At 68.7% G+C, this 15469-nt stretch carries 13 protein-coding genes; 7 read left to right on the plus strand and 6 right to left on the minus strand.

What is annotated here, in order from left to right; genetic code table 11:
• Positions 1-10 precede the first annotated feature (10 nt).
• Positions 11-691 (minus strand): TetR/AcrR family transcriptional regulator, encoded by a 681-nt coding sequence (locus tag HMPREF0591_RS15380; protein ID WP_007169512.1) that lies wholly within the window; start codon positions 689-691, stop codon positions 11-13.
• A 104-nt stretch (positions 692-795) separates the two neighbouring features.
• Between HMPREF0591_RS15380 and HMPREF0591_RS15385 the strand changes: the two genes are divergently transcribed.
• Complete coding sequence (locus HMPREF0591_RS15385; RefSeq protein WP_007169513.1) at positions 796-2073, plus strand: cytochrome P450; 1278 nt, start codon at positions 796-798, stop codon at positions 2071-2073.
• Here HMPREF0591_RS15385 and HMPREF0591_RS15390 read toward each other — a convergent pair.
• Complete coding sequence (locus tag HMPREF0591_RS15390; protein ID WP_007169514.1) at positions 2070-2918, minus strand: SIR2 family NAD-dependent protein deacylase; 849 nt, start codon at positions 2916-2918, stop codon at positions 2070-2072. The genes HMPREF0591_RS15385 and HMPREF0591_RS15390 overlap by 4 nt on opposite strands.
• Positions 2919-3053: 135 nt before the next feature.
• Positions 3054-3593: a cysteine hydrolase family protein gene (locus HMPREF0591_RS15395; protein ID WP_007169515.1), complete on the minus strand. Its 540-nt coding sequence runs from the start codon at positions 3591-3593 to the stop codon at positions 3054-3056.
• Positions 3594-3652: 59 nt separating this feature from the next.
• Here HMPREF0591_RS15395 and HMPREF0591_RS15400 point away from each other — a divergent pair, with 59 nt between their 5' ends.
• Complete coding sequence (locus HMPREF0591_RS15400; protein ID WP_007169516.1) at positions 3653-5695, plus strand: NAD(+) synthase; 2043 nt, start codon at positions 3653-3655, stop codon at positions 5693-5695.
• A gap of 49 nt (positions 5696-5744) precedes the next feature.
• Here HMPREF0591_RS15400 and HMPREF0591_RS15405 read toward each other — a convergent pair whose 3' ends face one another.
• From HMPREF0591_RS15405 to HMPREF0591_RS15415, 3 genes are all read right to left on the minus strand, one after another.
• Positions 5745-6152, minus strand: a complete 408-nt coding sequence (locus HMPREF0591_RS15405; RefSeq protein WP_007169517.1) for a hypothetical protein — start codon at positions 6150-6152, stop codon at positions 5745-5747.
• Between the two features lie 102 nt (positions 6153-6254).
• The gene (locus HMPREF0591_RS15410) at positions 6255-7133 is read right to left on the minus strand and encodes a PfkB family carbohydrate kinase (RefSeq protein ID WP_007169518.1); all 879 of its coding nucleotides are present in this window, start codon (positions 7131-7133) and stop codon (positions 6255-6257) included.
• A gap of 64 nt (positions 7134-7197) precedes the next feature.
• The gene (locus tag HMPREF0591_RS15415; protein WP_007169519.1) at positions 7198-7872 is read right to left on the minus strand and encodes a cation efflux transmembrane domain-containing protein; all 675 of its coding nucleotides are present in this window, start codon (positions 7870-7872) and stop codon (positions 7198-7200) included.
• A 255-nt stretch (positions 7873-8127) separates the two neighbouring features.
• On the opposite strand from HMPREF0591_RS15415, the gene HMPREF0591_RS15420 reads away from it, so the two are divergent.
• The 5 genes from HMPREF0591_RS15420 to HMPREF0591_RS15440 all read left to right on the plus strand — a co-directional run bounded on the left by HMPREF0591_RS15420 (position 8128) and on the right by HMPREF0591_RS15440 (position 15426).
• On the plus strand, positions 8128-10254 hold the full coding sequence (locus HMPREF0591_RS15420) for an adenylate/guanylate cyclase domain-containing protein (protein ID WP_040622904.1): 2127 nt from the start codon (positions 8128-8130) through the stop codon (positions 10252-10254).
• Complete coding sequence (locus tag HMPREF0591_RS15425) at positions 10251-11696, plus strand: mechanosensitive ion channel domain-containing protein (RefSeq protein ID WP_007169521.1); 1446 nt, start codon at positions 10251-10253, stop codon at positions 11694-11696. The genes HMPREF0591_RS15420 and HMPREF0591_RS15425 overlap by 4 nt, the downstream gene beginning before the upstream one ends.
• 105 nt (positions 11697-11801) lie before the next feature.
• On the plus strand, positions 11802-13061 hold the full coding sequence (locus HMPREF0591_RS15430) for a glutamate-5-semialdehyde dehydrogenase (protein WP_050790044.1): 1260 nt from the start codon (positions 11802-11804) through the stop codon (positions 13059-13061).
• Between the two features lie 33 nt (positions 13062-13094).
• On the plus strand, positions 13095-13970 hold the full coding sequence (locus HMPREF0591_RS15435; protein ID WP_007169523.1) for an AAA family ATPase: 876 nt from the start codon (positions 13095-13097) through the stop codon (positions 13968-13970).
• Between the two features lie 10 nt (positions 13971-13980).
• On the plus strand, positions 13981-15426 hold the full coding sequence (locus HMPREF0591_RS15440; protein ID WP_007169524.1) for a vWA domain-containing protein: 1446 nt from the start codon (positions 13981-13983) through the stop codon (positions 15424-15426).
• The last annotated feature ends 43 nt before the right edge of the window (positions 15427-15469 follow it).

The raw sequence follows: 15469 nt of genomic DNA on the forward strand, positions 1-15469 counted from the left end.
AGGGCCCTAACTATGTTGCGTCCGTCACAGGCCGGGCCCCGCGGCTCGGCGGCATCGATTTGAGATACAAAGCGCCCCAAACTATTTGAGAAAGCGACTCGGCCAGCTCGGGGTCGTAGCCGGGCGGCTTGACCGGCAGGTTCTGCTGGCAGGCCCGCTCCACCATCCACGTCAGCGCGCTGGCGGTGGTGGCCGCCGCCAGGTCGGGGCGGATCGAACCGTCGGCCTGGCCCTCCTCGATGACGCGCGTCATCCGGCCGGTGACCGCGGTCAGCAGGTTGCGGTACGTCGCCGCGACCAGCGGGTCGTAGCCGGCCATCTCGTTGAGTGCCACGAGCACCGGCTGGTGACGCCGATAGCTGGCGATGATGCCGCCCATCGCCGCGCGGACGTCTTCCGGATCGTGGCGCCACGACACGCTCCACCAGCGATCCGCGCTGTCGGCGAGGTCGGCGAACACCTGGTCGGCCAGGCGGCGCAGCAGGTGGCCCTTGTCCTCGAAATAGATGTAGAAGCTGGCGCGCGAAATGCCGGCCTCGGTCGCCAGCCGGTCCACGCTGAGCTCGGTGTAGCTCGCGCCGTCGCCCATCAGGCGTTCGGTGGCGTCCAGCAATCGGCGCTCGATCTGCTCTCGGCGCTGGCGGCGGCCCTGCTCGCGGGCCGCCTGCGGTTTCCGGGTGACCGATGGCATCCACCCAGCATAGAGCCGCGTTTGACAACTTGACTAGACAGTATGTCTAGGAATAGTGTCGCCAGCAGTCTGTGACCGAGGTCATGCGCAACGGAGGACCCCCAATGACCGTGATGACCGGGACGTCGGGCACCGAGCAGCCCGGCCGCGCCTACGACCCCATCGACCTGTCCTCACGGGCGTTTTGGTCGACGACCGCCGCCGACCGGGAACGTTCGTTCGCGGAGCTGCGGGCCGAACGGCCGGTCAGCTGGCATCCGCCGGTCGAGGACGCCCTGATGCCCGATCCGGACGATCCGGGCTACTGGGCGGTGACCCGGCGCGCCGACATCGTCACGGTCAGCCGCAACAACGAGGTCTTCCTGTCCGGCCAGGGCGTGATGTTCGAGAACATCCCGGTGGAGCTGCTCGAGGCGTCGCAGTCGTTCCTGGCGATGGATCCGCCGCGGCACACCAAGCTGCGCAAGCTGGTCAGCGCCGCGTTCACCCCGAGGCAGGTCCGCCGCATCGAGGACTCGATCAAGGCCAACGCCCGGGCCATCGTCGACGAGCTTCGCGCCGCCGGCAGTGGGGCGGATTTCGTCGACCACTGCGCCAAGGAGCTGCCCATCCGCACCCTGTCGGACATGGTCTGGATCCCCGAATCCGAGCGTGAGCACATGGCGCACGCCACGGACGCGATGGTGTCGTGGGCCGACCCGGCGTACCTCGATGGCCGCCACCCGATGGAGGTCCTGGTCGAGAACCAGACGTACGTGCACCGGGTGGCCGGTGCGCTCGCCGCCGAGCGCCGCGAGCACCCCGGCGACGACCTGATCAGCGGCCTGGTGAACGCCGAAGTGGACGGCGACCGGCTGACCGACGGGGAGGTGGCCGCCTTCTTCGTGCTGCTGTCCGTGGCGGCCAACGACACCACCCGGCAGACGACCAGCCATGCCATGAAGGCGCTCACCGACTTCCCCGACCAGCGAGCGTGGCTGCTGGAGGATTTCGACAACCGGATCGGCACGGCCGTCGAGGAGTTCGTTCGCTGGGCAAGCCCGGTGATGACCTTCCGCCGCACGGCGGCAACGGATTTCGAGCTCGGCGGCCAGCAGATCCGGGCGGGGGAGAAGGTGGTGATGTTCTACCCGTCCGGGAACTGGGACACCGAGGCGTTCGACCATCCCGAGCGCTTCGACCTGAGCCGGAGCCCCAACCCGCACGTCGGCTTCGGCGGGGGCGGACTGCACTTCTGCCTCGGCGCACACGTGGCGCGGGCGCAGCTGCGCGCCATCTTTGGCGAGCTGCTGCGGCAGCTGCCCGGGATTCAGGCGGGTGAGCCGACGTACGTCGCCGGCAACTTCATCCACGCCGTCCGCAGCATGCCGTGCAGCTTCTAACGCGTTGCCATCGGCGATAACTCGTCGGCCAGCAGGGTCAGCAGCTCGGAGCAACCGCCGTCGACCTTGACGGTGGCCAGATCGTCCCCACGGGTGCGGCCCCGGTTGACGATGGCGACCGGCCTGCCCAGCGCGGCGGCGTGACGCACGAACCGGTAGCCGGAGAACACGGTCAGCGACGAGCCGGCGACCAGCAGCGCGTCGGCTCCGTCTACCAGTGAATAGGCTTGGTTCACAACCGTTTTGGCGACGCTTTCGCCGAAGTAGACGATGTCCGGCTTGAGCATGCCGCCGCAGCGCGGGCAGTCGAGATAGCGGAACGACGCGGTATCGGCCACGACGGCGTCGGCGTCGGGGGCCACCGCGAGTCCGCCGACCGCCTCGGCGCGCTCGATGAATCCCGGGTTGAGCGCTTCCAGTTGCTCGGCCAGGGCCGCGCGGCTCATGGTGTACCCGCAGTCCAGGCAGACCACCCGCGCGTAGCTGCCGTGCAGGTTGACGACGTTGTCGCTGCCGGCCTTGGTGTGCAGCAGGTCGACGTTCTGGGTGATCACCCCGGTGACGACGCCGGCGCGTTCGAGCGCGGCCAGGGCGCGGTGCCCGGCGTTGGGCAGGGTGTCGTCCATGTGTCGCCAGCCGACGTGGTTGCGCGCCCAGTAGCGCTGGCGGAACGCCGGATCGGAGGTGAACTGGCGGATCGTCATGGGATTGCTGGGCGGCGAATCGGGCCCCCGGTAGTCGGGGATGCCGGAGTCGGTGGACAGGCCCGCGCCCGTGAGGACCGCGATCCGGCGACCGGCCAGCAGCGCGACCAATTCCGGCGATTCGGCGCAGCGGGCGGTCACGCCGTCCAGCGTACGGACCCGTCACGCGGGCTCGGCCGGCCAGCGTACGGGCCCGTCATCCGGTTCGAAGGTGCGTGTTTGCGCGGGGACGCGCCGACGGCGGCGGCATTCTGCGCACCCTCGCGCTTTGAGTTGCTAGCCCAGGCACTCTGCGGCGGTGGTGAGCTCCGCGGACATGTTCTTCGCCATCATTTTCAGGGCCGCCTCGGCGAGCTCGGCGTCGATGCCCGCGACGGCGTCGGTCGGGATCACGACGGGAAAGTGGCGGACGTAGGCGTCGAGCGCGGTGTAGAGGATGCACTGCTCGGTGACCTGCCCGGCGATGACCAACCGCTTGGTCTCCAGGCGGTTCAGCAGGTACGCGAGCGCGGTCGCGTAGAAGGCGCTGTGCCGCACCTTGGTCATCACGCGGCAATCCCCGGACGGCACGATCGGCTTCACCAGATCGGGCCGCGCGCCGTCGAGCGCGGACCCGACGATGTCGGAGAACTGGGCGGCGAAGTCGCCGTAGTTGTCGTTGACGTACACCAGGTCGACGTTCTCGGATGTGCGTGCGCGCCCGATCAGATCGGCCAGCGGGTCGATGATCTTGTCGACATTGGGTATGAGTTCCTCAGCATCGGGATGCTGATAGGTGTTCATCATGTCGACCACCACCACGGCAGTATCGCTCATGATGGAGGGGATACCCGGCGGCCACGGGTTGACACAGGTCAGGCCACAATGGAAGGGCGATGGACTTTTACAACGCTTACAGCCAGGGCTTCGTCAGGGTTGCCGCGTGCACCCACCACACCACGATCGCCGATCCGGCGGCCAACGCGGAGTCGGTCCTGAGGTTGGCGCGCGAGTGTCACGACGACGGCGTCGCGGTGGCCGTGTTCCCGGAGCTGACGTTGTCCGGGTACTCGATCGAGGACATCGTGATGCAAGACCTGTTGCTCGACGACGTCCAAGCGGCCGTCGAGAGCATCGTCGCGGCATCGAGCGATCTGCTGCCGATCCTCGTTGTCGGTGCCCCGCTGCGTCATCGGCATCGCATCTACAACACGGCGATCGTCGTGCACCGCGGCGCGGTGCTCGGGGTGGTGCCCAAGTCGTACCTGCCCACCTACCGCGAGTTCTACGAGCGCCGCCAGCTCGCGCCCGGGGACGACGAGCGCGGCACCATCCGGATCTGTGACGCCGACGTCCCGTTCGGCCCCGACCTGCTGTTCGCCGCCTCCGACATCCCCGGCTTCGTGTTGCACGTCGAAATCTGCGAGGACATGTTCGTGCCGATTCCGCCCAGCGCGGAGGCGGCCCTCGCGGGCGCGACGGTGCTGGCCAACCTGTCCGGCAGCCCCATCACGATCGGGCGCGCCGAGGACCGCTGCCTGCTGGCCCGCTCCGCGTCGGCGCGGTGCCTGGCCGCCTACGTCTACGCCGCCGCGGGCGAGGGGGAGTCGACCACCGACCTGGCCTGGGACGGCCAGACCATGGTGTGGGAGAACGGCGAACTGCTGGCCTCATCCGAGCGCTTTCCGAAAGGGGAGCGGCGCAGCGTCGCCGACGTCGACATCGACCTGCTGCGCTCAGAACGGCTGCGGATGGGGACATTCGACGACAACCGGCGCCACCACCGCGGGTCGGCCGAGTCCTTCCGCCGCGTGGACTTCCGCCTCGATCCGCCCGGTGGCGACATCGGTCTGCGCCGCGACATCGAGCGTTTCCCGTTCGTCCCCGCGAACCGCGAACGGCTGGAACAGGATTGCTACGAGGCCTACAACATCCAGGTGGCCGGGCTCGAGCAGCGGTTGCGCGCCCTGAACTTTCCCAAGATCGTCATCGGGGTCTCCGGCGGACTGGACTCGACGCACGCGCTGATCGTCGCGGCGCGCGCGATGGACCGGGAACAGCGGCCGCGCAGCGACATCCTGGCGTTCACGCTGCCGGGTTTCGCCACCGGCGATCGCACCAAACGCAATGCCATCGAGCTGTGCCGCGCGCTCGGGGTCACCTTCTCCGAGATCGACATCACCGAGACCGCGATGCTGATGTTCAAGGAGATGGACCATCCGTTCGGGCGCGGCGAGAAGGTCTACGACGTGACCTTCGAAAACGTGCAGGCCGGCCTGCGCACGGACTATCTGTTCCGGCTGGCCAACCAGCGCGGCGGCATCGTGCTCGGCACCGGTGACCTCTCCGAGCTGGGGCTCGGTTGGTCGACGTACGGGGTCGGCGATCAGATGTCGCACTACAACGTCAATGGCGGTGTCCCGAAGACGCTGATCCAGCACCTGATCCGGTGGGTCATCTCGTCGGGGCAGTTCGAGTCCGACGTCACCGACGTGCTGCAGTCGGTGCTCGACACCGAGATCTCCCCGGAACTCGTCCCCAGCGGGGAAGAGGAAGACCTGCAGAGCAGCGAGGACAAGGTCGGACCCTACGCGCTGCAAGATTTTTCGCTGTTCCACGTGCTGCGCTACGGGTTCCGGCCGTCCAAGATCGCCTTCCTGGCCTGGCACGCCTGGAGCGACGCCGAGCGGGGCAACTGGCCGCCGGGATTCCCCGAGGGCAAGCGACCGACCTACTCGCTGAAGGAAATTCGGCACTGGCTGGGGGTGTTCGTGCAGCGCTTCTACTCGTTCAGCCAGTTCAAACGCTCGGCATTGCCCAACGGCCCCAAGGTATCGCACGGCGGTGCGCTGTCACCCCGCGGGGATTGGCGCGCCCCGTCGGACATGTCCGCGCGGATCTGGCTCGACGAGATCGAGCGGCAGGTCCCCGAGGAGTAGCACGCTCGTGGCCCGCCCGGGATCGCCGGACGGGCCACGAGCGTTCGGGTCACGCCCGCGCGCGGCGCCAGCCCTGGTATTGCAGTTCGGCGAACACCAGCGTGTAGGCGCCGGCCGCCAGGTTCAACGCGACGCCGGCCGCGGTCAACGGGAAGACATCCGCGAGCACCAGAACCACGGCGGCCACCGTGTACGCCACGTTGGCCACGATGACGCCCATCCCAGCGCGGCGCACCGACGGCAGGCCGGCGAGCCCGAACACGACCACGCCGTAGCCGATCAAGAATGCGCCCGTCGCGTACTCGAACGCCGTCGTGGTCCCCGAGAGTGCGGCGAGCCGGCCGGCCAGTGGGATACCGGCCAGGCCGACCAGCCCGCTGATGGCGGCGTCGGCGCGCATGGTCAGGCGAAGCAGGCGGTCCCGGGTGCCCGTGCGGTCAATCGTGGTGGCGGACATGTTGTTCCTTTCGTCGATGGCTGGATGGCGATCGCCACCGACGCTGCCCGCAATCCACTGCCAGGTCGACGCCAGACGCTGCCAACCGCTGCCAACCGCAGGTCAGGGGGTTGATGCGAGCGCCGCGTCGATCGCCTCGGAATCCGGGGCGCAGTTGCCGGCGCCCGGCACCAGCGTCGCGAGCGCGCCCGCGGCGCAGGCGCGCCGCAACGCGTGCAGTCGCTGGGCGGGCGACCCGGGATCGCGCGGCCAGCTTCCGGCCAGCACCCCGGCGAACACGTCCCCGGCCCCGGCGGTGTCCACCGCGGCGACCGTTGGAGCGGGCACCGCGAACGCGCCGTCGGCGCCGGCGTACCGCGCGCCGCGCGCACCCAGCGTGGTCACCAGGTGAGGTGGGCGCCACGGCCACGCGCCGGCCTCGGCTTCGTTGGCGATCACCACGTCGGCCAGGGCCGCCAGGTCGGCCAGCGCGGCCCGGTCGTGGCCGGCGGGCGAGGCGTTGACGATGACCACCGCGCCGGCGGACCGGGCGTGCTCTGCCGCCGCCACCGCCGCCCGCACCGGAATTTCCAATTGCGTCAATAAGATCTCGGAGCCGGCGATGACGTTCCGGACGGGCGGGGCGTCCAGCGTCAGCCGCCCGTTGGCGCCCGGCGCCACGACGATCGTGTTCTCGGCGTTGGCATCGACCACGACGATGGCCGTGCCGCTCGGTCCGGGCGCTTCGAAAATGGCGTCGAGGCCGACGCCGTTGCTCAGCAGGTGGGCGCGCAACTGACCGGCGGCCGGGTCGTCGCCGATGGTCCCGACGAATTGCACCCGCGCGCCCGCGCGCGCCGCCGCCACGGCCTGGTTGGCGCCCTTGCCGCCGGGAGCGTGGGTCAACGACGACGCCAGCACCGTCTCGCCGGGGCGGGGCAGGGTGTCGACGCGCAGCGAGACGTCCAGGTTGACACTGCCGACCACGCAAACCCGCGCCATTATGGGTGCGTCGGGCGAGTGAGCGAGCCAAGCCGCTTGCGGCGCAGCGGTTTTGGCGCCGGATTCAACATCCGCATTCCTCCCCGCGCCACGCCTCGAACCCCTCCCGGACCGCAAGGCCGGCGATGACGAGGCCCACCGCGGGGTCCAGCCACCAGCCGCCCGGCCACACGGCGATGACGGCCAGCGTGAGCAGCACCGCGGCGGACTGGGCGGCGCACAGATAGTTCTGGGTGCCCTCCCCGGTGGTGGCGCGCGATTCCAAGCGCGTGCCGAGTCGCCGCTTGGCCCATCCCAACAGCGGCATCAAGACGACGGCCACCGCGGTCAGGGCGATCCCGATGAACGTCGTCTGTGGGCGGGCCCCGGTGAGCAGGCTCCGAACCGATTCCACAGCGATATAGGGCGCGATGAGCCAGAACGAAAGGGCCACCCCGCGTTGTGCCCGGCGCTCCGAGGTCTCCGACAGCGCGCGCGAGCCGGTGAACCGCCACACGACGATCACGCTCGCCATGCCCTCGACCGCGCTGCCCAGCGCCCAGCCGGTCAGGGAGATCGACCCGGCGGCCAAGCCCTGCCACAGGCCCAGCGCGCCCTCCGCGCACATCCACAGCAGGCTCGCCCACGCCAGCCGACGCGCCCAACGCGCCGCGCGCACCCATTCGGCGTCGCGCCCCGGCTGGGCGATCGTCAGGTCGGTCGCCCCGCAACCGCGGCCGTCCGCGCATCCATCGCCCATGTCGCCAGGATAAGCGCGCTCCGTCAGGCGAATAAGGGGGCGGGCATTCTGGCGCCGGACGCTTTGCCGCAATCACCAATATCTCGAGACACGCGCGCTAATGTGCTGCGTGAGCGCTGCCGCGTGTCCGAGGAAGGGCGAAGTCGAGTGACATCGAGCGAGCTACAAGACGCCGGACCGGCTTCCCCGACCGCACCCGAGCGCGCCCAGCCCACGACCGAAACGACGGCGGCCCCGGAGGGCGAAGCCCGCGCAATCCAAAAGCCTCGCCGCCGCCGTGTTTTCCGGATCGGCCTGCAATCCAAACTGCTGCTCACCTTGCTGCTGTGCAGCATCCTGTCGATCGGGGTGATCGGATTCATCGGGGCGTCGTCGGGCCGCACCGCGCTGCGACAGGTCGAATCCGAGCGACTCACCGAGTTGCGCGAGTCCCAGGCGCGGCAGGTGCAGGCGCTGTTCAAAGAGGTGACGAATTCCTTGATCGTCTACAGCGGCGGTTTCAGCATCGTCGAGGCGACAACGGCGTTCACCGACGGCTTCGCGCAGCTGTCCAACGCGACCATCACCCCGGCCCAGCAGCAGGCCCTCGTCAACTATTACGACAACAACATGATCAAGCCGATCAAACGGATCACCGGCGAGGAACTCGATCGCAACGCGATCTTCCCGAGTTCCAACGCGCAGAAGTACCTTCAGGCGTACTACACCGCGCCGAACTCGTCGACCGCCGAGGCGCGGAAGGTCGACGACGCCGGCGACGGCAGCGCATGGTCGGCCGCCAGTGCCCGTTATGGCTTCTACCTGCGCGACATCGTCACCCGCTTCGAGTACCCGGACGCGCTGTTGCTGGACATGCAGGGCAACGTCATCTTCTCGGTGAACAAGGGCCCGGACCTCGGTACCAACATCCTCACCGGCCCGTACCGCGAATCCAATCTGCGCGACGCGTACCAAAAGGCACTGCGTTCCAACGATCTCAACTTCGTCTGGATCACCGACTTCCAGCCGTACCAGCCGCAACTCGACGTCCCCACGGCGTGGGTGGTCTCGCCGGTGGGGATGAACGGCAAATTCAACGGCGTCATGGCCCTGCCGCTGCCGATCTCGAAGATCAACAAGATCATGACCGCCGACAAGCATTGGGAGGCCGCCGGTATGGGCCCGGCGACGGAGACGTACCTGGCCGGCCCCGACAACCTGATGCGTTCGGACTCAAGGCTTTTCCTGGAGGACCCGGCCGAATACCGGCGCGAGGCGGTGGCGGCGGGCACCCCGCCCGAGGTCGTGGAAGAAGCGATCCGCCTCGGTGGCACCACGCTGGTGCAGCCGGTCGCCACCGCGGGTCTTCGTGCCGCCCACCGCGGACAGACCGGTGTCCTCAGCGCCACCGACTATCTGGGCAACAGGGAGCTGGAGGCCTACGCCCCGCTGACGGTGCCGAACTCCGACCTGAACTGGTCGATCCTGGCCACCCGTGACAACTCCGACGCCTTCGCGCGGCTCGGCAGGTTCAGCAGGACGCTCGTGCTGGCGGTTGCGATCATGATCTTCGCCATCTGCGTGGCGTCGATGGTGCTGGCCCAGCTGATGTTGCGGCCGATCCGGCGGCTGCAGGCCGGCACGCAGAAGATCAGCTCCGGCGACTACGAGGTCAACATCCCGGTCAAGACGCGTGACGAAATCGGCGAGCTCACCGCGGCTTTCAACGAGATGAGCCGCAACCTGGCGATCAAGGAGGAGTTGCTCAACGAACAGCGCCGCGAGAACGACCGCCTATTGCTCGCGCTGATGCCCGAGTCCGTCGTCCAGCGCTACCGCGAGGGCCAGGAGACCATCGCGCAGGAACACCAGGACGTGGCGATCATCTTCGCCGAAATCGTCGGGCTCGACGAGGTTTCCGCGGATCTTTCGGGCGACGAGCTGGTCGGGATCGTCGACGAACTGTTCCGTCAGTTCGACTCGGCGGCCGAATCGCTGGGAGTCGAGCGCATCCGCACCTTCCACAACGGCTACCTCGCCAGCTGCGGGGTGGTCACGCCGCGACTGGACAGCATTCACCGCAGCGTCGACTTCGCCATGGAAATGCGTCACATCATCGAGCGATTCAACAGCTCAACCGGTCACGAGTTGCGTCTTCGGGTGGGCATCAGCACCGGCAACGTCATCAGCGGGCTGGTCGGCCGTTCGGGGCTGGTCTATGACATGTGGGGTGCCGCCGTAAGCCTCGCCTACCAAATGCAAAGCGGTTCAAGTCAATCCGGCATCTACGTCACCTCGCAGGTGTACGACGCGATGCGTGACGTGCGCCAATTCGCGCCGGCCGGGACGATTTCGGTCGGCGGGACCGACCAGGCGATCTACCGGTTGTCGGAGCGATCATGAACTTGTTCGAATCATCGTGGTTCTACTGGGCGATCGGCATCGCGGTCGGGTTCCCTGTCGGCCTGATCCTGCTCACCGAGCTGCACCGCGCCCTGGTCCGTCGGAGAAGCCACCTGGCCAGGCAGGTGAGCCTGCTGCGCAACTACCTGCTGCCGCTGGGTGCGCTGCTGCTCCTGGTGGTCAAGGTTTCGCAGGTGCCGGCCGGGGACGGCTCGGTGCGGATCCTCACCACGGTGTTCGGCCTGCTGGTGCTCGTGCTGGTGCTGTCGGCCCTGAACGCCACGGTGTTCGAGGGCGCGCCCGAAGACAGCTGGCGCAAGCGACTGCCCGCGATCTTCGTCGACGTCGCCCGCTTCGGGGTCATCGGTGTCGGCCTGGCGCTGATGCTCTCCTACATCTGGGGGGTGCGGATAGGCGGCCTGTTCACCGCGCTTGGCATCACCTCGGTGGTGATCGGCCTGATGTTGCAGAACTCCGTCGGCCAGGTCGTGTCCGGCTTGTTCATGTTGTTCGAGCAGCCGTTCCGGATCGACGATTGGCTGGACACGGGCACCACGCGGGGGCGCGTCGTCGAAGTGAACTGGCGTTCCGTGCACATCGACACCGGCAGCGGAATCCGCATCATGCCCAACTCGATGCTGGCCGGCACCTCGTTCACCAATCTGAGCCGCCCGCCCCGGGCGTACGACTGCGCGATCGCCACGAAATTCGCCGCCGGCGATGCGCCGGACAGGGTGTGTGCGATGTTGACGCGGGTCGCCGGCGCGCTGCCGGCCCGCAAACCCGAAGCCTCGCCCACCACGGTCGCCCTGGGCGGCGGCCAGTACCGCACGACCGTCCGGCTCCTCTCGCCCGCCGACGCGGAGGCCACCGAGGCGACCTTCCTGCGCTGGGTCTGGTACGCCGCGCGCCGGGCGCGCCTGCGCCTCGATGGCGCCGACGACAACTACTCGACCAAACCGCGGGTGGAGAAGGCGTTGCGCACCGTCGTCGCGCCCGCGCTGCGGCTGAGTCACACCGATCAGCAATCGCTGGTGCCGTACGCGAAGATCGTCCGCTACGGCGCCGACGAAGTCATCGAGTCGACCGGTCAGGTGTCCTCCGGGATGACCTTCTTGATCGAGGGCCGGGTGCGGTTGACCGCGACGGCCGACGACGGGTCGGTGATACCGGTCAGCGTCCTCGACGAGGGATCCTTCCTCGGCTTGACAGCGCTGACCCGTCAACCGAACCTCGCCGGCGCGTACGCGCTGGGCGAAGTGACGGCGCTGCACATCGATCGCGAGCACCTCGAACATCTGGTGATGCGTAAACCGTTGCTGCTGCAGGACTTAGGCCGACTGATCGACGAGCGGCAGACCAAGGTGCGAGAGGCGACCCGCCACGAGCGGATCGGCCCGGCCGGCGTCGAGCAGCGCGAGTCGGCGAATCCGCCGCGCTGACCGGCCGCGGTGAAGATCTCGGTGGCCGGCGCGTTACGCCCGGACCGGATGCCGTAATACCCGGGCCGCCTCACCCGGCCGGTTCAGGCCCGATACCCTGGTTCAATGAGTCTGCAAGCACCATCGCTTCCTGACTTGCGCCGGGAGGTTCACAACGCGGCTCGCCGGGCCCGGGTCGCCTCTCGCGTCCTGGCGTTGTTGCCGACGGTCGCCAAAGACCAGGCGCTGCGTTCCGCGGCCGACGCGGTAGCGGCCCACACCGACCTGATCCTCTCGGCCAACGCCGAAGATCTCAGCGCCGCCGAGGCCGCCGGCACGCCGGCCGCGATGCTCGACCGGTTGGCGCTGGACCCCAAGCGGGTCGAGGGCATCGCGGCGGGCCTGCGTCAGGTCGCCGGTCTGCCCGACCCCGTCGGGGAGGTGCTGCGCGGCTACACCCTGCCCAACGGTCTGCATCTGCGGCAGCAGCGGGTGCCGCTCGGTGTCGTCGGCATGATCTACGAGGGCCGGCCCAACGTCACCGTCGACGCCTTCGGTCTGGCGCTCAAGTCGGGCAACGCCGTGCTGTTGCGCGGGAGTTCCTCGGCGTCGCGGTCCAACCAGGCGCTCGTGCAGGTGCTGCGGGCGTCGTTGGTCAGTGAGGACCTGCCCGCCGATGCGGTGCAACTGCTTTCGGCCGAGGATCGCGCCACCGTGACGCACCTGATCCAGGCCCGCGGCCTGGTCGACGTGGTGATACCGCGCGGGGGAGCGAGCCTGATCAACGCGGTGGTCCGCGACGCGCAGGTGCCCACCATCGAGACCGGTGTCGGCAACTGCCACGTGTACGTGCACGAAGGCGCCGACCTGGACGTCGCGGAACGGATCCTGTTGAACTCCAAGACCCGCCGGCCCAGCGTCTGCAACGCCGCCGAAACGCTGTTGGTCGACGCCGCCATCGCCAAGAAGGCGCTGCCCCGGTTGGTGACCGCACTCGAGGACGCCGGCGTGACCGTGCACGGCGGGTTCTCGGCGGACGCTGCGGAGGACGACCTGCGCCGCGAGTACCTGTCGATGGATATCGCGGTCGCGGTGGTCGACGGCGTCGACGCCGCGATCGCGCACATCAACGAGTACGGCACGGGGCACACCGAGGCGATCGTGACCAGCAATATGGCTGCGGCGCAACGGTTTAGCGACGGAGTCGACGCCGCCGCGGTGATGATCAACGCGTCGACGGCGTTCACCGACGGTGAGCAGTTCGGTTTCGGCGCCGAAATCGGCATCTCCACCCAGAAATTGCACGCGCGCGGCCCGATGGGGCTGCCCGAGTTGACCTCGACCAAGTGGATCGCGTGGGGCGACGGACAAGTCCGTCCCGCCTGAGCCGACGAAAAGTGTTTTAGGAGAACCGAGATAGTGAGCGTGCCCGCGCGGCCCAAGCCGTTGTTCGCCGACATCGACGACGTCTCGCGACGGTTGGCCGAGACCGGTTACCTGCCCGACACCGCCACCGCGACCGCGGTGTTCCTGGCCGACCGGCTGGGCAAGCCGCTGCTGGTGGAGGGGCCCGCCGGCGTCGGCAAGACCGAGCTGGCCCGCGCCATCGCCCAGGCCACCGGGTCCGGGCTGGTGCGCCTGCAGTGCTACGAGGGGGTGGACGAGGCCCGCGCCCTCTACGAGTGGAACCACGCCAAGCAGATACTGCGCATTCAGGCCGGCTCCGGCGACTGGGACCAGACCAAGGACGACGTGTTCAGCGAGGAGTTCCTGCTGCAGCGGCCGCTGTTGACCGCCATCCGGCGCACCGAGCCCACGGTGCTGCTGATCGACGAGACGGACAAGGCCGATATCGAAATCGAGGGCTTGCTGCTCGAGGTGCTGTCCGACTTCGCGGTGACCGTCCCCGAACTGGGTACGATCACCGCCGAGCGGACGCCGCTCGTGGTCCTGACCTCCAACGCCACCCGCGAACTGTCCGAGGCGCTCAAGCGTCGCTGCCTGTTCCTGCACATCGACTTTCCCAGCCCCGAACTGGAACGCCGCATCCTGCTGTCGCGGGTGCCCGAGCTGCCCCAGCACCTCGCCGAGGAACTGGTGCGCATCATCGGCGTGCTGCGTGGCATGCAGCTCAAGAAGGTGCCGTCCATCGCCGAGACCATCGACTGGGGCCGCACGCTGCTCGCGCTGGGGCTGGACACCATCGACGATTCCGTCGTCGCCGCCACGCTTGGCGTGGTCCTCAAACATCAGTCCGACCAGCAGCGCGCGAGCGGCGAGCTGCGGCTGAACTAGGAACGCACCGATGGCCGCCCGCCGCATCCGACCCACCCGGCCGCTCGCCCCGCACGGGCTGCCGGGCCATCTGGTGGGTTTCGTCGAAGCGCTACGCGGCGTGGGTATTTCGGTGGGCCCCTCCGAGACCGTGGACGCCGGCCGGGTGATGGCCACCCTCGGCTTGAGCGATCGTGAGGTGCTGCGCGAGGGCCTTGCGTGCGCGGTGCTGCGCCGGCCCGATCACCGCGAGACCTACGACGCCATGTTCGACCTGTGGTTCCCCGCGGCGCTGGGCGCGCGTGCGGTGGTCACCGACGACGGGGCCGACGGGACGCCGGACGATTCGTTGCCGCCCGACGACGTCGAGGCCATGCGCCAGATGCTGCTGGACCTGCTCAACGAGAACCCCGACCTCGCGGACATGGACGAGCGGCTGGTGGCGATGGTCGCGCGGATCGTGGAGGCCTACGGCAAATACAGTTCCAGCCGCGGCCCGTCTTTCTCGTCGTACCAGGCGCTCAAGGCGATGGCGCTGGACGAATTGGAGGGCAAGCTACTGGCGGGGCTGCTCGCCCCGTACGGCGACGAGCCCACCCCCAGCCAGGAGCAGATTGCCAAAGCGCTTGCCGCACAGCGGATCACGCAGCTGCGTAAGATGGTCGACGCCGAGACCAAGCGGCGCACCGCGGAGCAGCTCGGCCGCGACCACGTCCAGATGTACGGCATCCCACAGCTTTCCGAGAACGTGGAGTTCTTGCGCGCGTCGGGCGAACAGCTGCGGCAGATGCAACGCGTGGTGGCTCCGCTGGCCAGGACCCTGGCCACCCGGCTGGCGGCGCGGCGGCGCCGCAGCCGCGCCGGGGTGATCGACCTGCGCAAGACGCTACGCAAATCGATGTCCACGGGCGGGGTGCCGATCGACGTGGTGCTGGCCAAACCCCGCCCCGCGCGGCCGGAACTCGTGGTGCTGTGCGACGTGTCCGGTTCGGTCGCCGGCTTCAGCCACTTCACGCTGCTGCTGGTGCACGCGCTGCGCCAACAATTCTCGCGGGTGCGGGTGTTCGCCTTCATCGACACCACCGACGAGGTCACCCACATGTTCGGGCCGGAAGCCGATCTGGCGGTGGCGATCCAGCGGATCACCCGGGAGGCCGGCGTGTACAGCCGCGACGGGCATTCCGACTACGGCAACGCCTTCGCGTCGTTCGTGCAGGCGTTTCCCAACGTGCTGTCGCCGCGCAGCTCGCTGCTGGTGCTGGGCGACGGGCGCACCAACTACCGAAACCCGGAGACCGAGCTGCTCTCGCACATGGTGACCGCGAGCCGGCACGCGCACTGGCTCAACCCGGAACCCCGGCACCTGTGGGGCAGCGGCGACTCGGCGGTGCCGCGCTACCAAGAGGTGATCACCATGCACGAGTGCCGGTCGGCCAAGCAGCTCGCCGCGGTGATCGATCAGCTGCTGCCCGTCTGAGGGCTGTTTGCGTGCCCGCGTCACGCTGGCGTGACGCTCGGCC

It is taken from the genome of Mycobacterium parascrofulaceum ATCC BAA-614 (assembly GCF_000164135.1).
Taxonomy (GTDB): Bacteria; Actinomycetota; Actinomycetes; order Mycobacteriales; family Mycobacteriaceae; genus Mycobacterium; species Mycobacterium parascrofulaceum.